The organism is Nocardioides sp., assembly GCF_041600255.1.
Taxonomy (GTDB): Bacteria; Actinomycetota; Actinomycetes; order Propionibacteriales; family Nocardioidaceae; genus Nocardioides.
In genome coordinates this window covers 1-23,159 of record NZ_JBFIKK010000043.1, presented here as the reverse complement: position 1 = coordinate 23,159, position 23,159 = coordinate 1, and the positions used below count along the sequence as shown (strand labels likewise).

At 70.2% G+C, this 23,159-nt stretch carries 25 protein-coding genes; 10 read left to right on the top strand and 15 right to left on the bottom strand.

Annotated features, from left to right (window positions below; all coding sequences use genetic code 11):
- The coding region (locus ABZE72_RS07365; RefSeq protein WP_372728363.1) for an ABC transporter permease at positions 1-522 on the top strand (522 nt) is incomplete at its 5' end.
- The gene (locus tag ABZE72_RS07360) at positions 523-1,593 is read left to right on the top strand and encodes an ABC transporter ATP-binding protein (protein WP_372728362.1); all 1,071 of its coding nucleotides are present in this window, start codon (positions 523-525) and stop codon (positions 1,591-1,593) included.
- Positions 1,594-1,614: 21 nt separating this feature from the next.
- On the opposite strand, the gene ABZE72_RS07355 is transcribed toward ABZE72_RS07360, so the two are convergent.
- From ABZE72_RS07355 to ABZE72_RS07335, 5 genes are all read right to left on the bottom strand, one after another.
- Complete coding sequence (locus ABZE72_RS07355; protein ID WP_372728361.1) at positions 1,615-2,817, bottom strand: ABC transporter ATP-binding protein; 1,203 nt, start codon at positions 2,815-2,817, stop codon at positions 1,615-1,617.
- Positions 2,818-2,821: 4 nt separating this feature from the next.
- Complete coding sequence (locus tag ABZE72_RS07350) at positions 2,822-3,649, bottom strand: carbohydrate ABC transporter permease (RefSeq protein WP_372728360.1); 828 nt, start codon at positions 3,647-3,649, stop codon at positions 2,822-2,824.
- The gene (locus ABZE72_RS07345; protein WP_372728359.1) at positions 3,649-4,575 is read right to left on the bottom strand and encodes a carbohydrate ABC transporter permease; all 927 of its coding nucleotides are present in this window, start codon (positions 4,573-4,575) and stop codon (positions 3,649-3,651) included. The genes ABZE72_RS07350 and ABZE72_RS07345 overlap by 1 nt, the downstream gene beginning before the upstream one ends.
- Positions 4,572-5,858, bottom strand: coding sequence for an extracellular solute-binding protein (locus tag ABZE72_RS07340; RefSeq protein WP_372728358.1), 1,287 nt, complete (start codon positions 5,856-5,858; stop codon positions 4,572-4,574). The genes ABZE72_RS07345 and ABZE72_RS07340 overlap by 4 nt, the downstream gene beginning before the upstream one ends.
- Before the next feature lie 143 nt (positions 5,859-6,001).
- On the bottom strand, positions 6,002-7,042 hold the full coding sequence (locus ABZE72_RS07335) for a LacI family DNA-binding transcriptional regulator (RefSeq protein WP_372728357.1): 1,041 nt from the start codon (positions 7,040-7,042) through the stop codon (positions 6,002-6,004).
- A gap of 181 nt (positions 7,043-7,223) precedes the next feature.
- Between ABZE72_RS07335 and ABZE72_RS07330 the strand changes: the two genes are divergently transcribed.
- The 4 genes from ABZE72_RS07330 (at position 7,224) to ABZE72_RS07315 (ending at position 11,758) form a co-directional block, all read left to right on the top strand.
- Positions 7,224-8,504, top strand: coding sequence for an ABC transporter substrate-binding protein (locus ABZE72_RS07330; RefSeq protein WP_372728356.1), 1,281 nt, complete (start codon positions 7,224-7,226; stop codon positions 8,502-8,504).
- Positions 8,501-9,655, top strand: a complete 1,155-nt coding sequence (locus ABZE72_RS07325) for a carbohydrate ABC transporter permease (RefSeq protein ID WP_372728355.1) — start codon at positions 8,501-8,503, stop codon at positions 9,653-9,655. Before ABZE72_RS07330 ends, ABZE72_RS07325 begins: the two co-directional genes overlap by 4 nt.
- Entirely contained in the window at positions 9,652-10,587 is a 936-nt protein-coding gene (locus ABZE72_RS07320) for a carbohydrate ABC transporter permease (RefSeq protein ID WP_372728354.1), read from the top strand. The genes ABZE72_RS07325 and ABZE72_RS07320 overlap by 4 nt, the downstream gene beginning before the upstream one ends.
- 88 nt (positions 10,588-10,675) lie before the next feature.
- Positions 10,676-11,758: an ABC transporter ATP-binding protein gene (locus ABZE72_RS07315; RefSeq protein ID WP_372728353.1), complete on the top strand. Its 1,083-nt coding sequence runs from the start codon at positions 10,676-10,678 to the stop codon at positions 11,756-11,758.
- A 42-nt stretch (positions 11,759-11,800) separates the two neighbouring features.
- Here ABZE72_RS07315 and ABZE72_RS07310 read toward each other — a convergent pair whose 3' ends face one another.
- Positions 11,801-12,703, bottom strand: coding sequence for an alpha/beta fold hydrolase (locus ABZE72_RS07310; RefSeq protein ID WP_372728352.1), 903 nt, complete (start codon positions 12,701-12,703; stop codon positions 11,801-11,803).
- Positions 12,704-12,844: 141 nt separating this feature from the next.
- On the opposite strand from ABZE72_RS07310, the gene ABZE72_RS07305 reads away from it, so the two are divergent.
- The gene (locus ABZE72_RS07305; protein WP_372728351.1) at positions 12,845-13,681 is read left to right on the top strand and encodes an esterase/lipase family protein; all 837 of its coding nucleotides are present in this window, start codon (positions 12,845-12,847) and stop codon (positions 13,679-13,681) included.
- On the opposite strand, the gene glpX is transcribed toward ABZE72_RS07305, so the two are convergent.
- Genes glpX through ABZE72_RS07280 form a run of 5 tightly spaced genes read right to left on the bottom strand, consistent with a single transcriptional unit; the run spans position 13,646 to position 17,606 of the window.
- Positions 13,646-14,662 carry a class II fructose-bisphosphatase gene (glpX, locus tag ABZE72_RS07300; protein ID WP_372728350.1) on the bottom strand — a complete coding sequence of 339 codons (1,017 nt, stop codon included), beginning with the start codon at positions 14,660-14,662 and terminating at the stop codon, positions 13,646-13,648. The genes ABZE72_RS07305 and glpX overlap by 36 nt on opposite strands.
- Positions 14,663-14,678: 16 nt before the next feature.
- Positions 14,679-15,680: an ABC transporter ATP-binding protein gene (locus tag ABZE72_RS07295; protein WP_372728349.1), complete on the bottom strand. Its 1,002-nt coding sequence runs from the start codon at positions 15,678-15,680 to the stop codon at positions 14,679-14,681.
- Positions 15,662-16,468: a molybdate ABC transporter permease subunit gene (modB, locus tag ABZE72_RS07290; RefSeq protein WP_372728348.1), complete on the bottom strand. Its 807-nt coding sequence runs from the start codon at positions 16,466-16,468 to the stop codon at positions 15,662-15,664. The genes ABZE72_RS07295 and modB overlap by 19 nt, the downstream gene beginning before the upstream one ends.
- Positions 16,465-17,214, bottom strand: a complete 750-nt coding sequence (modA, locus tag ABZE72_RS07285; protein ID WP_372728347.1) for a molybdate ABC transporter substrate-binding protein — start codon at positions 17,212-17,214, stop codon at positions 16,465-16,467. The genes modB and modA overlap by 4 nt, the downstream gene beginning before the upstream one ends.
- Positions 17,211-17,606 (bottom strand): molybdopterin-binding protein, encoded by a 396-nt coding sequence (locus tag ABZE72_RS07280; RefSeq protein WP_372728346.1) that lies wholly within the window; start codon positions 17,604-17,606, stop codon positions 17,211-17,213. The genes modA and ABZE72_RS07280 overlap by 4 nt, the downstream gene beginning before the upstream one ends.
- A gap of 135 nt (positions 17,607-17,741) precedes the next feature.
- Here ABZE72_RS07280 and ABZE72_RS07275 point away from each other — a divergent pair, with 135 nt between their 5' ends.
- Positions 17,742-18,326 carry a DUF4245 domain-containing protein gene (locus ABZE72_RS07275; RefSeq protein WP_372728345.1) on the top strand — a complete coding sequence of 195 codons (585 nt, stop codon included), beginning with the start codon at positions 17,742-17,744 and terminating at the stop codon, positions 18,324-18,326.
- A gap of 49 nt (positions 18,327-18,375) precedes the next feature.
- Here the strand turns inward: ABZE72_RS07275 and ABZE72_RS07270 are convergent, their stop codons facing one another.
- Together ABZE72_RS07270 and xseA are read right to left on the bottom strand one after the other, a co-directional pair.
- A complete protein-coding gene (locus tag ABZE72_RS07270; RefSeq protein ID WP_372728344.1) occupies positions 18,376-18,591 on the bottom strand; it encodes an exodeoxyribonuclease VII small subunit in 216 nt (71 codons plus the stop codon).
- Positions 18,584-19,891 (bottom strand): exodeoxyribonuclease VII large subunit, encoded by a 1,308-nt coding sequence (xseA, locus tag ABZE72_RS07265; RefSeq protein WP_372728343.1) that lies wholly within the window; start codon positions 19,889-19,891, stop codon positions 18,584-18,586. Before xseA ends, ABZE72_RS07270 begins: the two co-directional genes overlap by 8 nt.
- A gap of 46 nt (positions 19,892-19,937) precedes the next feature.
- Here xseA and ABZE72_RS07260 point away from each other — a divergent pair, with 46 nt between their 5' ends.
- Positions 19,938-20,948 carry a 4-hydroxy-3-methylbut-2-enyl diphosphate reductase gene (locus tag ABZE72_RS07260; protein WP_372728342.1) on the top strand — a complete coding sequence of 337 codons (1,011 nt, stop codon included), beginning with the start codon at positions 19,938-19,940 and terminating at the stop codon, positions 20,946-20,948.
- Between the two features lie 16 nt (positions 20,949-20,964).
- Positions 20,965-21,588, top strand: a complete 624-nt coding sequence (locus tag ABZE72_RS07255) for an L-threonylcarbamoyladenylate synthase (protein ID WP_372728341.1) — start codon at positions 20,965-20,967, stop codon at positions 21,586-21,588.
- A gap of 136 nt (positions 21,589-21,724) precedes the next feature.
- Here ABZE72_RS07255 and ABZE72_RS07250 read toward each other — a convergent pair whose 3' ends face one another.
- Entirely contained in the window at positions 21,725-22,123 is a 399-nt protein-coding gene (locus ABZE72_RS07250; RefSeq protein ID WP_372728340.1) for a DUF6542 domain-containing protein, read from the bottom strand.
- Positions 22,120-23,159, bottom strand: a 1,040-nt coding sequence (locus ABZE72_RS07245) for a DNA recombination protein RmuC (RefSeq protein WP_372728339.1), incomplete at its 5' end; no start/stop codon positions are given. The genes ABZE72_RS07250 and ABZE72_RS07245, both read right to left, overlap by 4 nt.

Below are 23,159 nucleotides of genomic sequence, written 5' to 3'. Positions count from 1 at the left end.
CGGGTGCCGCGGGCGACCCGGTTGGTGGAGTTCCTCTGCCTGCTCCCGCTGACGATCCCAGCCCTGGTGATCGTGGTGGGCATCCGTAACGTCTACGCCTGGGTGACCTACTTCCTGGGCGACTCGGCGCTGACGCTGACGTTCATCTACGTGGTGCTGGTGCTGCCCTATGCCTACCGGGCGATCGACGCGGCGCTCTCCTCGATCGATGCACGCACCCTCGCCGAGGCGGCCCGCTCGCTGGGGGCGAGCTGGTTCACGGTGATCGTGAAGGTGATCGTGCCCAACATCTGGAGCGGCGTCCTCGGCGCGGCGTTCATCTCGGTGGCGCTGGTGCTGGGGGAGTTCACGGTCGCCTCGCTGCAGAACTACAACACCCTGCCCGTCGTGATCGTCCAGCTCTCCAAGTCCGATGCCGCCGTCTCGATGGCCGCCTCCCTGGCGATGCTCGTGTTCGCGGCCCTGCTGCTCATCGTGCTGTCGTTGTTCGACCGCCGCCGCTCTCCCTCAGAAGGCAGATGAATGACCACCTCCGCTCCCGAGACCAGCACCCCGACCGCCGCCGGTGTCGCCGTCCAGATGACCGGCCTGCAGCGCTCGTACGGCGACGTACGCGCCCTCGACGGGCTCGACCTGCACATGGAGCCGGGCGAGATGGTCGTCCTGCTCGGGCCCTCGGGGTGCGGCAAGACCACGGTGTTGCGGATCCTCGCCGGTCTCGAGCGGCAGGACGCCGGCACCATCAGCGTGGGCGGGCGGGACCTGTCGAACGTGCCCGCCAACAAGCGCGACATGGGGATGGTCTTCCAGGCCTACAGCCTGTTCCCGCACCTGACCGTGATGGAGAACGTCGCGTTCGGCCTCAAGCTGCGCGGCGTCTCGCGCAAGAAGCGCCGCAACCGGGCCGGGGACATGCTCGACCTGGTCGGTCTGGGCGAGCACAAGAAGCGCTACGCCAACCAGCTCTCCGGCGGCCAGCAGCAGCGGGTCGCGCTGGCCCGGGCGCTGGCGATCGAGCCGGCCGTGCTGCTCCTCGACGAGCCGCTCTCCGCGTTGGACGCCAAGGTGCGCGTGCAGCTGCGAGACGAGATCCGGCGGGTCCAGATCGACGTCGGAACCACCACGCTCTTCGTCACCCACGACCAGGAGGAGGCGCTCGCCGTCGCCGACCGGGTGGGCGTGATGAACGCGGGCCGGCTCGAGCAGCTCGCACCTCCGACCGAGCTGTACGCCGCTCCGTCGTCGCGGTTCGTGGCCGAGTTCGTCGGGCTCAGCAACCGGATCCCGGCGACGGTCGACGGCCGGACCGCGGACGTGCTCGGCACCAGCGTGCCGGTGCTGGAGGGTTCGGCGACCGGCTCCGGACTGGCGCTGGTGCGCCCTGAGTCGGTGACCTTCACGGCCGACAACGAGGGGCCCGCCACGATCGACGCGATCGCCTTCCTGGGGCCGGTCTCCCGGGCCACGGCCAGGCTCGCCGACGGCACCGTGCTGGTGGCCCAGCTGGCGAACAGCCAGGCCGAGGGGCTCAACGCCGGCGATCGGGTCCGGGTCGAGATCGCCCCCAGCGCCGTCCTCGTCGTCGCCGACTGAGGTCCGCCCTTCGGCGGCCGTTCAGCTACGGACCGCCTGCTCCCGCTCCGGCACCCGGCCGGCGTTGTCGAGGTCGATGGTGAGGTTCTCGCCGGTGGCGGCGTCGAAGAGGTGCATCCGCGAGGAGTCCACCCAGATCTCCGCCTCGTCGCCCTCGGCGATCCGGCTGGAGCCGTCCAGTGAGACGACCAGCTGGTTGCGCATCGCCTCGCCCTCGAGGTCGCGCTCCAGCTCGTCGAGCTGATTCTGCACCTCGGCGTCGGCCTCGTAGGGCAGGTAGGCGTAGGCCTCGTTGCCCAACCACTCGACGACGTCGACGGTGGCCCGGAAGGTCGATCCGGCGCTGGTGTCCTCCTTGACCGAGGCATCCTCGAAGTGCTCGGGCCGGATGCCGGCGATGAGCAGGTCGCTGTCCTGGACCTTCTCGGCCTTCTCGGGCGGGAGCTCCACGGTGCCGAAGGGCAGCTCCACCGAGGTGCCCTTGACCCTGGCCGGCAGGAAGTTCATCGGCGGCGAGCCGATGAATCCGGCCACGAAGAGGTTGCCGGGGTTCTCGTAGAGCTCGCGAGGGGTGGCGAGCTGCTGCAGCAGCCCCCGCTTGAGCACGGCGACCCGGTCCCCGAGCGTCATCGCCTCGGTCTGGTCGTGGGTCACGTAGACGGTGGTGATGCCCAGCCGCTTCTGCAGGCGGGCGATCTCGGTGCGCATCTGCCCGCGGAGCTTGGCGTCGAGGTTGGACAGCGGCTCGTCGAACAGGAACGCGTCCGCGTCCCGGACGATCGCCCGGCCCATCGCCACCCGCTGCCGCTGCCCGCCGGAGAGGTTGGCCGGCTTCCGCTCGAGGTACTCGTCGAGCTCGAGGATGGCGCTGGCCTTGCGGACCGCCTCGTCCACCGCGTCGTCCTTGGCGCCGGCCAACCGGAGCGGGAAGGCGATGTTCTCGTAGACGCTCAGGTGCGGGTAGAGCGCGTAGTTCTGGAAGACCATGGCGAGGTTCCGGTCGCGTGGCGCCAGGTCGTTGACGACCTTGTCGCCGATCCGGATCTCGCCGGAGGAGATGTCCTCGAGACCGACGATCATCCGCAGCAGCGTGGACTTCCCGCACCCGGAGGGTCCGACCAGGATCATGAACTCGCCGTCCGCGATGTCGATGCTGACGTCGTTCACGGCCGGGGCGTCGTCGCCGTACTTCTTGACCACGTTCTTGATGTCGATGGCTGCCATGGGATCAACCCTTCACTGCGCCGGAGGTGAGGCCGGCGACGATCTTGCGCTGGAACAGCAGGACGATGACGATGATCGGGACCGTGACCACCACCGAGGCGGTGGCCAGTTGCCCGTACGGCGGGTTGAACGGATCCGGCCCGACGAAGAACGACAGCTGCGCGGGCACCGTGCGCGACCCCGTCGTCGAGGTCAGCGAGATCGCGAGGACGAACTCGTTCCACGCGAAGAAGAACGTGAGGATCGCCGCCGTGAAGACGCCGGGCGCCGCCAGCGGGACGATCACCTTGCGGAAGGCCTGCCACGAGGTCGCGCCGTCGACCTGGGCGGCCTGCTCCAGTTCCCAGGGGATCTCCCGGAAGAACGCCGAGAGCGTCCAGATCGCCAGCGGCAGCGTGAACGACATGTAGGGGATGACCAGGCCCGGCCAGGTGTTGAACAGGCTCAGCGTGCGCCACATGTCGAAGAGCGGACCGACCAGGGCGACCACCGGGAACATCGCGATCGCCAGGGCCAGCGAGAGCACCAGCCGCTTGCCCCGGAACTCCAGCCGGGCGATTGCGTAGGCGGCCAGCGTGGCCAGGATGACCGAGAGCAGCGTGGCGATCAGGGCGATGCCGAAGGAGTTGCGCAGCGCGGCCAGGAAGTCGCCGTTGGAGAGGATCTCGCGGTAGTTCTCCAGGGTCGGGTCCTGGGGCAGGAACTGCGGGCTGCCGACCCGGGTCTCGTCGCTGGACTTGAACGACAGCGACAGGATCCAGGCCACCGGGAGCAGGCACCACACGAGGATCAGCACGAAGCCGATCGCGGTGCCCAGGTTCTTGTTCCTCATCAGCCCTCACCCCTTGCCTGTGCCAGGTCGACCCGGAAGAACTTCACGATGAGCCAGGCCAGCAGCAGCACCGTGAGGAAGAGCAGCACCGACAACGCGGAGCCGAGGCCGAGCTGGAACTGCTCGATGACCTGGCGGTAGGTCAGGAACGACGACGACTCGGTGCCCTGCGCGCCCTTGGTCATCACGTAGATGTTGTCGAAGATCCGGAAGGCGTCCAGCGCCCGGAACAGCACCGCCACCATGATCGCCGCCCGCATGTTCGGCAGGATCACCTTGGTCAACCGCTGCCACCAGGTGGCGCCGTCGACCTTGGCCGCCTCGAGCATGTCCTCGGAGACCTGGGAGAGGCCCGCGAGCAGCAGCAGCGACATGAACGGCGTGGTCTTCCAGATCTCCGAGACCATGATCGCGAACATCGCCGGCCAGTGGCTGCCGAACCAGTTGGTGTCCGCGGCGATCCCCGGCAGCCAGGCGAACCAGCTGTTCACCCAGCCGTTGTTGATGCTGAAGGTGAACTGCCAGGCGAACGCGGAGACCACCGTGATGATCCCGTAGGGGATCAGGATCGCGGTGCGCATCGCGCCGCGGGCGAAGACGATCCGGTGCATCACCATCGCGAACCCGAAGCCGATCACCAGCTCGACCGCGACCGTGACCACCATGATCACGACCGTGTTCCAGGTGTCCTGCCAGAACAGCCCGTCGCCCAGGACGGTCAGGTAGTTGTCGAGGCCGACGAACTCCTTGTCCGCCGGCGTGGTGAGCCGGTAGCGGAACAGCGAGAGCCACAGCGCCTGCAGCATCGGGTACGCCGTGACCAGCAGCATCAGCACCACGGCCGGCGCCACCAGCTTCTGGCCGAGGCGGTTCTCGGCCACGACCCGGTCGCTGGCCTTCGCCTTCACCTGCCGATGCGAGCTCACAGCAGGCTCCTTCCGTGCAGGATGTCGTCGAGGAACTGCTGCGACCGCTCGGGCGTGGAGGAGTCGACCCCGGAGGGCGGATGCCAACTGCTCTGCAGGGCGCCGGAGATGTCGCTCCAGTACGGCGTCACGGTGCGCGGGGCCGCAGCGTCCAGGCTCTCCTGGAAGAGCTCCATCAGCTCGGGCGGGTAGATCTCCTTGAGCTGCGGGTCGTCGTAGCCCTCGGGACTGGCGGGCATGTTGCCGGTCAGCTGGGCGTTGACCGCCTGGTTCTTCGGGCTGGTGATGCAGGCGACCGCGGCCATCGCCTCGTCGGTGTGCTGGGAGATCGCGCTGACGCCGACCCCGATCCCGCCGTACGGCGGCTGCGAGGGCTCGTCCTTCACCGAGCGTGGGTAGCGGGCGAAGCCGAGGTCCTTCTTCACCTCGGGCTGGGAGTCGTCGAAGTTGGTCCAGATGTAGGTCCAGTTGACCATGAACGCGCCCTGCTCCGAGCCGAACGTGGCGCCGGCCGTGCCCTCGTTGGAGACCGACAGGTCCGGCGGGGCGGCCTTCGAGGTGGCCAGCTTCTCCACGATGCCGGCGGCGACCCGGCCGGCCTCGGAGTCGACGCCCAGGGTGGCCTCCACGCCCTGGTCGGTGTCGGTGGCGATCGAGCCGCCGGCCCCTTCGATCAGGGCGTTGAGCCACACCGCGTAGCCCTCGTACTTGTTGGCCTGGACGGCCACCTTGCCGCCGTTCGCGGCGGCCGCCTCGATGATCTGGTCCCAGGTGACGGGAGTGCTCAGGTCGATCCCGGCCTTCTCCACGAAGGACGTCCGGTACCAGAGCACCTGCACGTTCGACCAGAACGGCGCCACCACGAGCTCGTCGTCCCAGGTGGCGGCGTCCAGGCCGCCGTCGAAGGTCTGCTCCTCGAGCCGGGACTGCAGGTCCTCGGGCAGCGGGGCGAGGTAGCCGGCGTTCGCGAACTCGGCAGTGAACGGCGGGTCCAGGCTCATCAGGTCGATGCCGGTGTCCCCGGCGGCCAGGCGGCGGGCGAGCTGGATCCGCTGCTGGCTGGCGTCCTGGGGGAGGACCTGGGTGCTGATCGTGTACTCGTCCGTGCTGCAGTTCTCGGCAACCTTCGCCTGACCGCCCGCGTCCGGGTTGGTGTACCAGATCAGCTCGGGCGGGCCGGTGTCCGCGCCTGCGGAGCAGGCGGTGAGCACTCCCGCCGCCAGCGTCAGCCCTGCCGCGGAGGCCAGCCCGCGGCGGCGCCGCGACTGCCGTGGTCGTGACATCCCCATCGCTCCTCCCGAAAGAACCCTTCGCCTGCAGGATCGGCACCGCGGGACTCCCGCGGGTCAGGTCCCTCCGCGTTGTACCCGCCCGACCGCGGGACATGCGCTGACGGGGTCGCTCGGTCCCGCCGCCGACGGAGGGCTCAGGAACGCAGAGCGACCGTCGGTGGCCCGGTCGAGGCGCGCGCCACGAGCGTGGGGGGAACCACGACCGAGCGGTCCGCGACCCGGTGGTCGCGTAGTAGCGACAGCGCCATCTCGGCTGCGAGGCGCCCCTGGACCGCAACGGACTGCGTGACGGTGCTGATGCCGAAGAGCTCGGCACTGGGATGGCCGTCGACGCCGATCAGCGACATCGTGGCGGGGACGGCGAGCCCCGTGCGGTGCAGGCATGCGAGCGCTGCGACAGCGATCTCGTCGGAGAAGGCGAAGACCGCGGTGGGCGGGTCGGCAAGCGCCAGCAGCCGCTCCATGCCCACGGACCCGGCCATCGGGCCGGGAGGGGTGGTGACGAGGTAGTCGGCGGGCACGGGGAGGCCGCGGTCGGTGAGGGCAGCGCGGAAGGCCCGGGTCCGTACGACGTCCGCGGACCACTCGGTGCGGTCGGTGTCGTCGGTGCGGATCAGGGCGATCCGTCGGTGCCCGAGCTCGAGCAGGTGGTCCATCGCCAGCTTGGTGGCCAGCTCGTCGTCCCCCACGACGTGGGCGTGGTCCCGCAGTCGCCCGCCGGCGACCACCACCTCGACACCCATCAGGTCGAGGCGGCTCTCCTCGTGCGGAAGCAACGGCAGGGCCACCAGCACCAGGGCGTCGACCTTGCGCCGCACGGGGAGCTGGTCGAAGAAGCGCCGCCGCTGGTGCTCGTCCTCGAGCTGGTAGACGAGCACGTCGAGGTCGGCCCCGCGCAGCGTGGACTCGACCGCCGCGAGCATGGTCGCGTGGAACCACGCGTCGATCCGGGGCACCACGACGGCGATCCGCCCCGTCTCCCGGCGGGAGAGTCGGGAGGCCTCGGGGGAGACGACGTAGGCGAGCTCCTCGGCGATCGCCCGAACCCGGTCGCGGGTGCCGGCGCTGACTCCGGGCACGTCGCGCAGCGCCCGGGAGACGGTGGCGATGGAGACGCCCGCGCGGCGAGCGACGTCCTCCATGTTGACCGCGGAGCTGGATCGGGGTGGTGCCATGGGGCACACGGTAACGCTGCCGAAAACGTTTGCGAAGGTCTCTTGACGGGTGCGTGTGAGGTCGGTCACTGTGGCTGAGGGAGCCGAGTTCGGCGCATGGGGGTGCTGACCGACGCACGTGTCTGAATCACTACTCAGGGGAGAGACGATGCACGTAGGAACAGTTCGCAGGATCGCCGCGGTGGGCGCCTCGGTGACGCTCGCCCTGGCCGCCACCGGTTGCCTCTCGCAGGACGGTGGCGGGGGAGGCGGAGCCGGAACCGACGGGGACAAGAGCGTGACCATCCTCGGCAACTTCGGTGGTCAGGAGGAGGCGGCGTTCAACGAGGCCCTCCAGGCGTTCGAGGACGAGTCCGGGATCGACGTCGAGTACACCGGTGACCAGGACTTCGCGACCACGGTCAAGGCGCGGGTCAACTCCGGGGATGCTCCCGACATGGCGCTCTTCCCGCAGCCGGGCGGTCTGCTCGAGCTCTCCGAGGACATGACACCGCTCGAGGACGTGATCGACGTCGCCGCGGTGCAGGACACCCTGATCCCCGGGTTCCTCGAGTCCGCCACCAAGGACGGCACGATGTACGGCGCACCGATGCGGATGGCCGTCAAGAGCATCGTCTGGTACCCCAAGGACGCCTACCTGGCGACCGGGCTCTCCACCGAGCCGGCCTCCATCCAGGAGCTGGCCGAGATCGCCGACAAGCTCAAGAGCGACACCAAGGCCCCCTGGTGCATGGGCTGGGAGTCCGACCAGGCGACCGGCTGGGTCGGCACCGACTGGCTCGAGGAGTACGTGCTGCGCACCGCGGGCCCGGACGTCTACGACCAGTGGGTCGCCCACGAGATCCCGTTCAACGACCCGCAGATCGTCAAGGCACTCGACGAGTTCGGCAAGATCGCCAAGACCGACGGAGAGGTCCTCGGCGGGGTCAAGGGAATCCTCAACACCGGCTTCGCGGACGCGATGACGCCCGCGTTCAAGAACCCGCCGAACTGCATGCTGCACCGACAGGGCAACTTCGCCACGGGCTTCTACCCCGAGGACGTCCAGGCCAACCTCGACGATGCCGTCGGCACCTTCGTCTTCCCGCCCTTCGAGGGCGGGTACGACGGCCAGCCGATCCTGGGTGGCGGCGACCTCGCCGCAGCCTTCAACGGTGACGACCCCGACGTCCAGGAGGTGATGGAGTTCCTCACCTCCGACGAGTTCGGCGGGGAGTGGGCCGCGGCCGGCGGATGGCTCTCCCCGCACGCGACCTTCGACAGCTCGCAGTACGCCGACGAGACGACCCGCGCCATCGCCGAGCTCGCGGCCAGCGCCGACGTCTTCCGGTTCGACGGCTCCGACCTGATGCCCAAGGAGGTCGGCTCCGGCACCTTCTGGACCGGCATGGTCGACTGGCTCAGCGGTGAGTCCAGCCAGAAGACCCTGGACGCGATCGAGGCGTCCTGGCCCACGTCATGACGGTCGGTCAGCGGGACTCCGGCACCGCCACGCCGGAGTCCCAGCCCCTCGCGGGGGTGCCCAGGTTCAACCCGGTGAGGTTCGGGGTGGGCGTGGTCGGGATCGTCGCCGTGGTGTGGTTGATGCTCAACATCTTCCTCGCCTTCGGCATCCGGCCGGACCTCTTCCTGGACAGCAAGCTGATCATCGGTGTCGTCGCGGTCGTGGTGGGTGTCGGCGGCGCGGTGGTCTTCTTCTACTTCCTCAACATGATCGTCGAGGGCCTGCCCGACCGGCTCTCGCGGACCGTCATGCCGTACGCCTACATCCTGCCGGGCCTGGGGCTGGTCGGGCTGATGCTCATCTACCCGACCATCCAGACGATCCAGTTCTCCTTCGCCGACAAGCGGAGCGAGCGGTACGTCGGGTTCGAGAACTACCGCTACATCTTCAGCAACGACGAGTTCCAGCAGTCGCTGATCAACAACCTGCTCTGGCTCCTGATCGTGCCGGCGGTGACGGTGGTCGTCGGGATCGCGGTGGCGGTCCTCGCGGACAAGCTCTCGACCAGGGGGGAGAAGGTCGCCAAGAGCACCATCTTCCTGCCGATGGCGATCTCGTTCGTCGGCGCCTCGACCATCTGGGGGACCCTGGTCTACGACTACTCCGTGGGCGAGAAGCAGACCGGCCTGCTCAACGCCGTCTGGACGACGCTCGGGGGCACCGCCCAGACCTGGCTGCAGATTCCCACCGGGCGCCTGAACTCGATGCTGCTGATGGTGATCCTGATCTGGCTCCAGGTCGGCTTCGCCATGATCCTGCTGTCGTCGGCGATCAAGGGGGTGCCCGAGGACACCGTCGAGGCGGCTCGCATCGACGGGGCCTCCGAGGTGCAGATCTTCGCGAGGATCGTGATCCCGCAGATCAAGGGCACCATCATCACGGTCTTCATCACCGTGCTGATCCTGGTGCTGAAGGTCTTCGACATCGTCTATGTGCTGACCAACGGGCGTTTCGAAACGAACGTCATCGCCAACCTGTTCTTCAACGAACTGTTCGCCAACGGCCAGGCCGGTCGAGCGTCGGCCATCGTGGTCATCCTCCTGCTCGCCATCACACCGGTGCTCATCTACCAGGTGCGCCACTTCCGCGCAGAGGAGCAGAACGCATGAGCGACCGGATGGATGCCGTGATGGTCGCCGAGGGCGCTCACAGCGAGAAGGCCCAGCGTCGGCAGTACAAGCGGACGCCGGGGCTGATGGCCGACGGGCGACGACGCAGCTGGACGGCCATCGTCACGATGGTCCTGCTCAGCGTGCTGTGGACGGTTCCGACGGTCGGGCTGCTGGTGGCGTCGTTCCGGACCCGTGACGACACGGTCGCCTCCGGCTGGTGGACGGCTGTCTTCAACCCGTTCGAGGCCGGCTGGACGCTGGACAACTACGAACGGGTCTTCCAGGGCAGTGACCTCGGAGAAGGCTTCGTGAACAGCGTGGTGGTCGCGATCCCGGCGACCGTGATCCCGATCCTGTTCGCGGCGTTCGCCGCCTATGCGTTCACGTTCATGAACTTCCGGGGCAAGGACGTGCTGTTCATCCTGATCGTCGCGCTGCTGGTGGTGCCGATCCAGGTGGCCTTCCAGCCGCTGCTCAACCTGCTGGGGCCGCGTGGGGTGGGGATCTCCGGGGACTACCTGGCGGTGTGGCTGCTGCACACCGGGTTCGGGATGCCGCTGGCGATCTACACGATCCGCAACTACATGACGACGCTGCCGCGCACGGTCATCGAGTCGGCGAAGATCGACGGCGCCTCGCACTTCCAGACGTTCTGGCGCCTGATCCTGCCGATGTCGGTGCCGGTGTTGGCGGCGTTCGCGATCCTGCAGTTCCTCTGGGTGTGGAACGACCTGCTGATCGCGAAGCTCTTCCTGAGCAAGAACCCCACCGTGATCGTCGAGCTCCAGGGGTTGCTGGGCGCCCAGGGGCAGGGCAAGGAACTGCTGACGGCGGGTGCCTTCGTCTCGATGGTGCTCCCGATGCTGGTCTTCTTCACCCTGCAGCGCTACTTCGTCCGCGGCCTGACGGCGGGCGCCGTCAAGGGGTGAGCATCGTGCCCCCGTAGGGTGACCCGAGTCACGTCAACTTCACTACGGATCGTCCGGCACGTACCTGCCGGTGAAGGAGAGCAGTCGCATGGCAACCATCACGTTCGAGAAGGCACAACGCTGGTACCCCGGGGCTGACGTCCCCGCGGTGCCCGGTATCGACCTGGAGATCAGGGACGGCGAGTTCATGGTCCTGGTCGGACCCTCCGGGTGCGGCAAGTCCACCACCCTGCGGATGCTGGCCGGGCTCGAGGAGGTGAACTCGGGCAAGATCTTCATCGGTGACCGGGACATCACCAATCTGCCCCCCAAGGACCGCGACATCGCCATGGTCTTCCAGAACTACGCGCTCTACCCGCACATGACGGTCGCGGAGAACATGGGCTTCGCGTTGAAGATGGCCAAGATCCCGGCCGCCGAGCGCGAGAAGCGGGTCCAGGAGGCGGCCGAGATCCTCGGCCTCGTCGAGTTCCTCGACCGCAAGCCCAAGGCGCTCTCGGGTGGTCAGCGTCAGCGAGTGGCGATGGGCCGCGCCATCGTGCGCAGCCCCCAGGTGTTCTGCATGGACGAGCCGCTGTCGAACCTCGACGCCAAGATGCGGGTGCAGACGCGCACCGACATCGCCAAGCTCCAGGCCGACCTCGGGGTCACCACCGTCTACGTCACCCACGACCAGGTCGAGGCGATGACGATGGGCGATCGCGTGGCGGTGATGAAGCTCGGCGAGCTGCAGCAGGTCGACACCCCGCTCGGCCTCTACGACCGGCCGGTCAACCTGTTCGTGGCCGGCTTCATCGGCTCCCCGCAGATGAACCTGCTCGAGGCGACGGCGCAGGAGGGCCAGGCCAAGATCGGCGACTACCTCGTGCCCGTCGACGAGACGGCAGCCAAGAAGATGAAGGGGAACATCACCGTCGGGGTGCGCCCCGAGGCGTGGCGGATCGTCTCCGAGAACGAGGGCGGCCTGCCCGTGCGGGTGACGGTCGTGGAGGAGTTGGGCGCGGACGCCTTCGTCTACGGCAGCAGCGGCGTCGCCGGCACCCCGAACAACATCATCGTGCGGGTGACCGGCCGGGACAAGGTGCACAAGGGCGAGACCATCCACGTCACCACGGACCCGCACCACGTGCACGTCTTCGACACCGCCACGGGTGAGCGCCTCAGCGACTGAGCCGTCATCGCGGCCGCTGGTCCTGCCCCGGTCGGGGCGGGGTCAGCGGCCGCGGTCCGCCGTACGCCGGATGGCGTCGCTGAGCGTCTCGAACAGCGGCGGCGGTACGTCGTGGCCCATCCCGTCGATCAGCAGGAGCTCGGCCCCCGGGATCGCCGCCGCGGTGGCCCGCCCACCCGAGACGTGCACCATCCGGTCGGCGAGACCGTGCACCACCAGCGTCGGCACCAGGACGCCCCGCAGACGGGGGCTCCGGTTGGCCTGGGTCAGGACGGCCAGCATCTGCCGCATCACGCCGCTGGCGCTGACCCCGCGATCGAAGGTCTCCTCGGCCCGGGCCGCCACCCGCTCCGGCTCCTGCGGGTAGGCCGGTGACCCGATCAACTGCCACAGCTCGGTGCTCGAGCGCACGTAGGCCTCCTTGTCGGGTCCGCGCGAGGCCAACAGAGTCGGGAGCAGCGAGGGGTGCTGCCAGCCCACGGTCCGCTTGCCGGTCGTCGACATGATGCTGGTCAGCGACGAGAGCCGCTTGGCGTCGGTCAACGCCATCGTCTGCGCGATCATCCCGCCCATCGACACCCCGGCCACGTGGGCCCGGTCCACCCCCAGGTGGTCGAGCAGCCCGAACGCGTCCAGCGCCAGGTCGCCCATCGTGTACGGCGGACGCACGCGGACACCTGCTGCGGCGCGGACGAGGGTGCTGCGCTTGACCCGTCCCCTGAGCCGCGTCGAGCGCCCGGTGTCCCGGTTGTCATAGCGCACGACGTAGAAGCCGCGCTCCGCGAGCATCAGGCAGAGCTCGGGGTCCCACCAGTTCATCGGACCGCCGAGGCCCATCACCAGCAGCAGCGGCTCGTCGTCGGGGTCCCCGAACGTCTGGTAGCAGAGCTCGACGCCCTGGTGGACCGGAGCGAACAGCTCCTCGGAGACCGGGGCGCCCGTCACCGGTCACCCCGGTCGTGGATACCTACGTTCGGGTGGAAGAAATGGTCATCCATGGGCTCAAGTCTCGCGTATGGATTGAAATCTGGATGACATGCCCGTGTAAGAGCCGAATTCGGGGGAATGACGCCTAGCGTCATGAACGTGAACGCATCCCCCCTGGCCTCCTTCCTGCGTCCCGCAGGCTTCGAGCGTCCCCCAGCGTCCGCCGTCCTCCGCGAGGGCAGCGCGGTGGCCGAAGCCGGCCGCTACGCCCTGCGCGCCGTGGGGGAGCGACGCGGGCGTCGTGGCACCACCTACCTGCAGCGCGTGCCCCAGCGCCCGCCCCACCCCGTGGTGCTGGTGCCCGGCTTCCTCGCGGGCGACTCCTCGCTCGCGCTGATGGCCCGTGCGTTGCGAGTGCAGGGCTTCCGGACCTACCGCTCCACCATCCACGCCAACATCGGGTGCACGATGAACGCCGCCGCCCAGCTCGAGGCGCGCCTGGAGTCGATCGTGGCCCGCCGCGACAGCCCGGTGCAGATCGTGGGGCACAGCCTCGGCGGCATGCTCGCCCGCGGCATCGCCGTACGTCGCCCCGACCTGGTCGCCGGGATCGTCACCATGGGCAGCCCCATGCTGGCGCCCGGGGCGCACCACGTCTCCCTCTCGGCCAGCGTCGACATCTTGGTCCGGCTCAGCCGGGCGGGCGTGCCCGGGCTGATGTCGGAGGAGTGCGTCGCCGGCGAGTGCGCGCGGCAGAGCTTCGACGAGAGTCAGCAGCCGGTGCCCAACGGGGTCGGCTTCACCGCGATCTACTCCAAGCGGGACGGGATCGTGGACTGGCGGGCCTGCATCGACCCGCAGGCGCGGCCGATCGAGGTCACCACCTCGCACCTGGGCATGGCCTTCGACCCGCGGGTGATCGACCACGTGGCGGCCACCCTGCGCCGCCAGACCTTCGTCTCAGCCGTCGAAGTCGATCGCGGCGAAAGCGCTTAGCTTCTGCAGGCGGTGCTCGGAGGAGATCTTCCGGATCGTGCCGCTGCGCGAACGCATCACCAAGGACTCGGTGGTGGCTCCACCCGCCCGGTAGCGGACGCCGCGCATCAGGTCGCCGTCGGTGATGCCGGTCGCGACGAAGAAGCAGTCGTCCCCGGTGACCAGGTCGTCGGTGCTGAGGATGAAGTCGGGGTCCAGGTTGTGTCCGGCGTCCAGGGCCTTCTGGCGCTCGGCGTCGTCCTGGGGCCACAGGCGCCCCTGGATCACGCCACCGAGGCACTTCATCGCGCAGGCGGCGATGATGCCCTCCGGCGTGCCACCGATGCCGAGCAGCAGGTCGATGCCGCTGTCGGTGCGGGCTGCGGAGATCGCGCCGGCCACGTCACCGTCGACGATGAACTTGATCCTGGCGCCGGTTGCCCGGATCTCGTCGGCGAGCTGGGCGTGCCGGGGGCGGTCCAGCAGGACCACGGTGACGTCCGAGGGGCTGGAGCCCTTCGCCTTGGCGACCTGGTGGATGTTCTCGGCGACGGGGTAGCGGATGTCGACGACCTCGGCGGCCTCCGGCCCGGTGACCAGCTTCTCCATGTAGAACACCGCGGACGGGTCGTACATCGTGCCGCGCGGGGCCACCGCCAGGACGGCGACGGCGTTGCTCATCCCCTTGGCGGTCAGCGTGGTGCCGTCGATCGGGTCGACCGCGACGTCGCACTCGGGGCCGGTACCGTCGCCGACGAGCTCGCCGTTGTAGAGCATCGGCGCGTTGTCCTTCTCGCCCTCGCCGATCACCACGGTGCCGCGCATCCCGATCGAGGAGATCATCACTCGCATCGCGTTGACGGCCACGGCGTCCGCGCCGTTCTTGTCGCCGCGGCCCACCCAACGCCCGGCCGCCATCGCGGCGGCCTCGGTGACCCGCACCAGCTCCAGGGCCAGGTTGCGGTCGGGAGCAGGGGCAGAGGACACGCGGCTGTCGGTCATGCCGAGATGGTAACCGTCAACCGGACCCGGTTGCGTAGGTCAACACGGCTGTCTCCTTGACGGAGAGCCAGACCTCGCTACCGGGAGCCAACCCCAGCTCGGCGATCGCGGACGGGGTCACGTCGGCGAGCAGCTCGGGTCCGGCGTCGACAAGCAGGCGGACCGCATCGCCGTGGGGGACGGCGCTGAGCACGCGTCCGTGCCAGCGATGTCGGGCCGAACCCTCGGGCTCGCCCAGCGACACCGTCACCGCGCTCGGGCTGAACGAGCGCACGGTCTCCTGTTCGCGGATCACGTTCAGGCCGACCAGACGAGCGACGTGGTCGGTGGCCGGTCGGGCCGCCACGTCGTGGGCGGTGCCGGCCTGGGCGACCCGGCCCTCGTCGAGGACCAGCACGGTGTCCGCCAGGGTCAGAGCGTCGATCGCGTGATGGGTCACCAGCAGTGCGATCCCGTCGTACGCCGCGAGGTGGCGGCCGAGTTCGAGTCGCAACGCCGTCGCGACCCCGACGTCGAGCCCGCTGAACGGCTCGTCGAGCAGGAGCAGGGCCGGCTCGGGGGCGAGGGCGCGGGCGATCGCGACCCGCTGGGCCTGGCCGCCGGAGAGCTCGCGAGGCCGACGGGCAGCCAGGTCGGCCACGCCCAGCCGGGCGAGCCAGTCGTGGGCGCGGGCCTCGGCCTCCCGGCGGGACAGGCCGCGGGTGCGCAGCCCGAAGGCGACGTTGGTGAGGGCACTCAGGTGGGGGAAGAGCGACTGGTCCTGGAACACGAAGCCGAGGCTCCGCTCGCGGATCAGCCGCGGGGGAGCGGTCCACGAGTCGCCGTCGACCTCGATGCTGCCCTCCACGTCCACCAGGCCGGCGAGGGCGCGCAGCAGGGTGGTCTTCCCGGCGCCGTTCGGTCCGATCACGGCCATGGTCTCGCCGGGTCGGGCCCGGAGGCGGGCCCGGAGCCGGCCCGCGACGTGCAGGTCTGCGGTGAGGCCGGCGGCGGCGGTCGTCATGGCGTGGTCAGCCATCGGTTGCGCAGCGCCGCCAGGATGCCGATCGAGACCACCAACAGGATCATGCTCAGCGTGCGCGCCACCTCCGGGTCGGTCTGCAGGGCCTGGTAGATCAACGACGGCATCGTCTGGGTGGTGCCCGGGAAGTTGCCGGCGAAGGTGATGGTCGCGCCGAACTCGCCGAGCGAGCGGGCCCAGGCCAGCACCGCCCCGGCCAGCACGCCCGGCATCGCCAGGGGCAGCGTGATCCGACGGAACGTGGTCCAGCGATCCGCGCCCAGGGTCGCCGCGACCACGTCGTACCGCTCGCCGGAGGCGCGCAACGCGCCCTCGACGCTCAGCACGTAGAACGGCATCGAGACGAAGGTGTGCGCGATGACCACCCCGGTGGTCGTGAAGGGGATGGTCAGGCCGAACGAGTCGTCGAGCACGCGCCCGATCAGGCCGTTGCGGCCCAGCGCGGTGACCAGCGCGACGCCGGCGACCACCGGGGGCAGCACCAGCGGGACGGCGACGGCCGCGCGCAGCAGGCTCCGGCCCGGGAACTCCACCCGGGCCAGCAGCCAGGCCAGCGGGGTGCCGAGCAGGAGACAGGCGAGCACCGTGACGAACGAGGCCCACGCGGTGATCGCCAGCGCCTCGCGAACCTCGGGGCGCCCGAGCTGGGAGCCGAAGCTCGCCCACGGCGTGTCCAGCACCAGCGTGACCAGCGGCACCACCAGCAGCACGGCCGCGACGACGCCGGGTGCGACGAGCAGCCACGGGGGACGGCCCAGGGTGGACGGGGCCTGCGGGGTGCTCACGGCGGTCCGAACCCGGCGGAGCGGAGGGTCCGCTGACCCGTCGCCGAGGTCACCAGCTCGACGAACTCCCGGGCGAGGTCGGGGTGGGTGGACTGTTCCAGGGTCGCGATCGGGTACGTCGTCAACCGGGTCGCTGCGCCCGGGATCTCAAGCGTGGTGACGGCTGTGCCCGCTGCCCGCGCGTCGGTGGCGTAGACGATGCCCGCGTCGGCCTCGCCCTCGGTGACCCGGGCCAGCACCGCCTTGACGTCGATCTCCCGGCTGACCGGGGGAGCGGCGATACCGCTGCCGGTCAGCAGGGCGTCGGCGGCGGCGCCGCACGGTGCGGTGGGCACGCAGGTCACGTAGCTGACCGCGGCGCTGTCGAGCCCCTCGAAGGAGGTCAGGTCTGCCGGGTTGTCGGCCGGCGTCACCAGCACCATCGTGTTGCTGGCGAAGAGCCGGGGCTCGTCGGCCAGGGCCGCCTCGGCGCTCCGCATGGTGGCGCTGTCGGCGGTCGCGAGCACGTCGGCAGGGGCGCCGTCCACCGCCTGTTGGGCCAGGGTGGCCGAGGAGTTGAACGCCAGCCGTACCCGGACACCGGGATGGGCCGCCTCGAACGCGTCGGCGAGCTCGGTGAAACTGCCGGTCAACGAGGCCGCTGCCAGCACGGTGATCGTGGCGCGTTCGTCCTGCGTGCCACAGGCCGCCGTCGGCAGCAGCATCGCCAGGGTGGCCGCGACGGCGGTGACGTGGCGGCGGCTCATGGTCGCTCCACGACCACGTTGGTGGACTTCACCGAGGCGATGGCGCGCACGCCGGGAGCCAGGCCGAGCTCCTCGGCGGCCTCGGTGCTCATCAGCGAGACCATGCGATGCGGTCCGCAGACCATCTCCACCTGGGCCATCACGGTGTCCTTGACCACCCGGGTCACGATGCCGCCCAACCGGTTGCGTGCGCTGACGGCAGAGGCGCGGGTGCTCTCCCGGTCCGGGTGGTCGGCCAGGCTCTCCGCGAGCCGGGCGAGGTCGGGCCCGTCGATCACCGTGCGGCCGTCCTCGGTCCGAGCGGTGACCCGGCCACCGTCGATCCAGCGGCGGACGGTGTCGTCGCTCACCCCGAGGACATCGGCGGCTTCCGCGATTCGGTAGGTGCTCACTCGTCTAGTCTGCCGCACCTGCGCAAGGTGTGGCCGGATTGTGTCCGCATCTGCCGGAGGACGACTGGCGCCGCGCGTCCCGCCGTACGGCGAGGTGGGGGTTCGGGGCGACCGCTCGCCTGTGAGGATGGAGCCGTGACTGACGCAGGCTCCCCCGAGACCGGCGCCCCGCCCCCGGGTGCGCGACCGGCCCGCTACCCCCGCACGGCCAACGGTCTGATCGGCTCGATGATCGTGACCGTGCTCCTCGTGGGTGGCTTCGTCGCCCTGCGCTCGCTGGCCACCAACGACCTCGAGGTGAAGCCCACCGCCGTCGACTACCTCTCGGTGGTGGCGCCTGCCCAGGAGAGCGGCTTCGCCATCGTCTACCCGCCGCAGCTGCCGAACGGGTGGATGGCCACCAGCGTCGACTACACCCCCGGAAGCCGCCCGGCCTGGGGAGTGGGAATGTTGACCGAGAACGGTCGGTTCGCCGGCCTGCGCCAGGAGGACCGCTCGCTCGACGAGCTGCTCGAGACCTACGTCGATGACGAGGCGATCGAGGGCGACCCGGTCAACGTCGAGGGCTCGGTGGCCCCGGTGTGGCGGAGCTTCTCCGACGACGGTGGCGACCACGCCTTCGCCGCCGAGGTGGGCGACGAGATCGTCCTGGTCTACGGCTCCGCCGACGTCGAGGCGTTGCTCGCGCTGCTCGAACGGCTCACTGCCGAGGCCCGCTGAGGCCGCTCGCCGTCCCGGGCAGGTGAGGCCGAGGTCAACTGAGCCGAGGTCAGGACCCGTCGGAGTCGTCGTCCAGCGCGGCGTCCAGGCGCTTGCGAGCACCGTCCAGCCAGGCCTGGCAGGAGGTCGCCAGCTTCTCGCCGCGCTCCCACAGGGCCAGTGACTCCTCCAGCGTCGTCCCTCCGGTCTCCAGGCGTCGGACGACGTCGATGAGCTCCTCGCGGGCGGCTTCGTAGGAGGTCGCGGGGGGCTGCTGGTCAGTCATGGTGCTCCTCATCGGAGTGGTCGGTGGCTGCGGTGTCGGGGGCTGGGGTGTCGATGCGTGGGGTGTCGGTGGGTGGGGTGTCGGCCGGTTCGACCTGGCGGGTGGTGGCGTGTACGCGGCCGTCGGCCACCCGGACGCTGATCTCCCGGCCGGGCACGAGGCCGGCGACCGAGGTCAGCACGTGGCCGGCTTCGTCTTGGAGCACGGCGTACCCGCGCTGGAGGGTGGCGAGCGGGGAGAGGGCGCGGGCGCGGGCGCGCTGGTGGGCGATGTCGTCGGCGGAACGATCGAGCTGGTGGCCGACCGTCCGGCGCGCGCGGTCGCGCAGCTGGCGGACCTCCTCGGCGCGGGCGTCGAGCAGGGTGCGGGGGTCGGCCAACGCCGGGCGTGAGCGCAGCGCGTCGAGCCCAGCCTGTTCTCGGGCCAGCCAGCCGGTCATCGCGGCACGGACCCGGTCGCGGGCGGCGAGGACCTGGCGCTGCTCGTCGAGGACGTCGGGCACGACCAGCTTGGCGGCATCGGTGGGGGTGGAGGCCCGTACGTCGGCGACCAGGTCGAGCAGCGGGGTGTCCGGCTCATGGCCGATCGCCGAGACCACCGGGGTGCGGGCGCGATGCACCGCGCGGATCAGGGCTTCGTCGGAGAACGGCAGCAGGTCCTCCACCGAGCCGCCGCCGCGGGCGATCACGATCACCTCGACGGTCTCGTCGCGGTCGAGCCGCTCCAATGCCTCGATCACCTCGGTCGCGGAGCGCGGGCCCTGCATCGCGGCGTAGGCGACCTCGAAGGAGACTGCCGGCCACCGGCGCTTCGCGTTCTCCAGGACGTCGCGCTCGGCGGCGGAGTTGGGTGCCGTGACCAGGCCGACCCGGCCGGGCAGGAAGGGCAGCCGGCGCTTGCGCTCGGCGGCGAAGAGACCCTCGGCGGCGAGCAGCTGGCGCCGGCGCTCCAGCCGGGCGAGAAGCTCACCGAGGCCGACCATCCGAATCTCGCGGGCCTGCAGGGAGAGCGTCCCGCGATTGGCGTAGTACGACGGTTTGGCGTGCATCACCACGCTGGCGCCCTCGACCAGCGGAGGGTTGAGGGAGTCGAACATGACGCGCGAGCAGGTCACCGGCACCGAGATGTCGGCGATCGTGTCGCGCAGCGTCATGAAGACCGTGGCCATCCCGGGACGGCGGTTCACCTGGGCGATCTGGCCCTCGACCCACACCGCTCCCAGGCGGTCCACCCACCCGGAGATGGCGTTCGCGATCTGGCGCACCGGGGCTGGTGCCTGGGGCGAGCTCTCGAGGGCCATGGCCGCGAGATTAGGGCACAGCGCGGACACACCTAGACTGGCGGGCATGACGACTGACCTGGGCACCCCGCAGATCCTGTCGCCGGACGAGGCCGAGAAGGCCGTGCTGCTGGCGGCGCCGCGCGGCTACTGCGCCGGCGTCGACCGTGCCGTGGTGACGGTGGAGAAGGCGCTCGAGCTGTACGGCTCGCCGGTGTACGTGCGCAAGCAGATCGTGCACAACAAGCACGTCGTCGCGGACCTCGAGTCGCGCGGGGCGATCTTCGTCGAGGAGCTCGACGAGGTGCCCGAGGGGCAGACGGTGGTGTTCTCCGCGCACGGCGTCTCGCCCGCGGTCCACGAGCAGGCCGCCGAGCGTTCGCTCAAGACGATCGACGCGACCTGTCCGCTGGTCACCAAGGTGCACCACGAGGCGAAGCGTTTCGCGGCGGACGACTACGACATCCTGCTGATCGGGCACGAGGGCCACGAGGAGGTCGAGGGCACCGCGGGGGAGGCGCCCGAGCACATCCAGCTCGTGCAGAGCCCCGACGACGTCGACGGCATCGTGGTCCGCGACCCGACGAAGGTGGCGTGGCTGTCGCAGACCACGCTCTCGGTCGACGAGACGATGGCCACCGTCGACGCGATCCGCAAGCGCTTCCCGATGCTGCTCGACCCGCCCAGCGACGACATCTGCTACGCCACGCAGAACCGGCAGCTGGCGGTCAAGGAGATCTCGCCCGACACCGACCTGGTGATCGTGGTCGGCTCCGGCAACTCCTCGAACTCCGTGCGACTGGTCGAGGTCGCCCTCGAGGCCGGCGCCAAGGCGTCGTACCGCGTGGACGACGCGTCCGAGATCGACGAGGCGTGGCTGGACGGCGTACGCACGGTCAGCGTCACCTCCGGGGCGAGCGTGCCCGAGGAGCTGGTCGAGGGCGTGCTGGCGTTCCTGTCGGAGCGGGGCTACCCGGACGCGCGTGCGGTGCACAGCGCCGAGGAGTCGTTGATCTTCTCGCTCCCCAAGGAGCTGCGTCGCGACATCAAGGCCGCGGCTGCCGCGGCTCGCGGCTGAGCGCCGGACCGAGCAGATGGCGCGCTTCGTCGACCTCCACCCCGAGAACCCCCAGCCAAGGCTGCTGACCCAGGTCGCCGAGGGGCTGCGCAACGACGAGCTGATCGCGTACCCGACGGACTCGGGCTATGCGCTGGGCTGCCGGATCGGCAATCGGGACGGCCGGGACCGGATCCTGAAGATCCGCGGGCTCGACGACAAGCACCACTTCACGTTGATGTGCCGGGACTTCTCCCAGCTCGGCCAGTTCGTGCACGTGAACAACTCGGCGTTCCGGGCGATCAAGGCGGCGACGCCGGGGCCGTACACGTTCATCCTGCCGGCGACGCCCGAGGTGCCGCGACGGCTGATGCACCCGAAGAAGAAGACGGTCGGCGTACGCATCCCGGACCACGTGTTCGTGCAGGCACTGCTCGACGAGCTCGGTGAGCCGATCCTGACGAGCACGCTGATCCTGCCGGGGGAGGACGAGGCCCGCACCCAGGGCTGGGAGATCAAGGAAGAGCTCGAACACGTGGTGGACGTGGTGGTGGAGGCCGGCGAGACCCCGGCGCAGCCGACCACCGTCGTGGACTGGTCCGAGGGTGGACCCGAGGTGCTGCGGTACGGGGCAGGGGATCCGACCCGCTTCGAGTCCTGAGGGGGTGTCGGGATCCCCGGATCTCCGGGGAACTTGGCGCTTATCGGGGGTTGCAACGGCCTGGAAGCGCAAACATCCCCGGATATCCGGGGATTCCGACAGGGTGAAACCGGGGGCTCGGGATGGGATGCGGCGGTCAGGGGCGCGCGAAGCGCTGGCGTACCGCGAGGCAGCCCAGGCAGAGTGCGTACCCCGCGACCAACGCCCCGCTGTGGCGCGACAACCCGGAGATGACCGCCTGGACCACGCCGTCCTCGGGGTGGGCGATCAGCCCCGGGCTCGCGATCGCGACCAGCGTGAAGACCGCCACCATCAGCAGCGGGGGCAGGACGCCCACGACGAAGAAGTCCGTGGGGCGTACGGCGAGCGCCAGCGCCAGGCAGAGCGCGATGAACGACAGGTCGAAGAAGAGGCTGACCCGACCGACTAGGGCCAGGTCGAGCACGAGCACGCTCAGGGCAAGGGCCAACCCGAGCGCGACGACCTGACGGCCCGGCTCGCGACCTTCCTCCCACAGAGTGCGACTCTGGCTCACAGGGCCACGGTATGGCCGTCCTCGTCGCCGTCGTGAGCGGCGCGCCGCACCACCGAGTGCAGCTCGACCGGCTCGTCGGCGGGGGAGACCGAACGGGTGGTCGACTCGACCTGGCGCGGGGTCGGCAGGGCGTCGTCGGTCACCGAGAGGTCCTGGAAGCGCCGGGCCGAGACCAGCACCCGCGACTCCAGGGAGCCGATCGCCTGGTTGTAGTGGCCGACCGCGGCGTTCAGGGAGCGGCCGACCTGGTCGAAGTACCCCGACAGCTTCACCAGCCGGCCGTGCAGCTCGCGCCCGAGCTGGTGGATCTCGCGCGCCTGGTCGGCCAGCGCTTCGTGGCTCCAGCCGTGCGCGACGGTGCGGAGCAGGGCGATCAGGGTCGTCGGCGTGGCCAGTACGACCTGGCGCCCGGCAGCGTGCTCGATCAGCGCGCCATCGGTCTCGAGGGCGGCGGCGAGGAAGGACTCGGCCGGCAGGAAGAGCACCACGAACTCCGGTGTCTCGGGCAGCGAGCGCCAGTACTGCTTGGAGCCGAGCAGGTCGATGTGCGTGCGCAGCTGGCGCGCGTGCCGGGCCAGGTGGGCAGCCCGCTCCTCCTCGTCCTCGCAAGCGCTGGCGTCCAGGCAGGCGTCGAGCGGCACCTTGGCGTCCACGACGACGCGCCGACCGCCGACCAGGTTGACCACCAGGTCGGGGCGCAGGGCACCGTCGTCGAGCCGGACCTGCTCGGAGAAGTCGCAGCGGTCCACCAGCCCGGCGAGCTCCACGGCCCGGCGCAGGTGGAGCTCGCCCCAACGCCCCCGCACCTGCGGCTTGCGCAGGGCGGTGGCGAGGGACTGGGTCTCGCGGCGCAGGGCCTCGGTGGAGAACCGCATGTCCTGGACCTGCTGGTGCAGCTGGCCCTGCCATGAGACACGGGTGTGCTCGAGGTCGCGCATCTGGTCCTGCAACCGCTCGAGGCCCTCGCGGACGACGGCCTGGTCGGCGGAGCGCTGGTCGAGCGCCTGGGCCAGCCGCGGGTCGGGGCCGGCGGAGG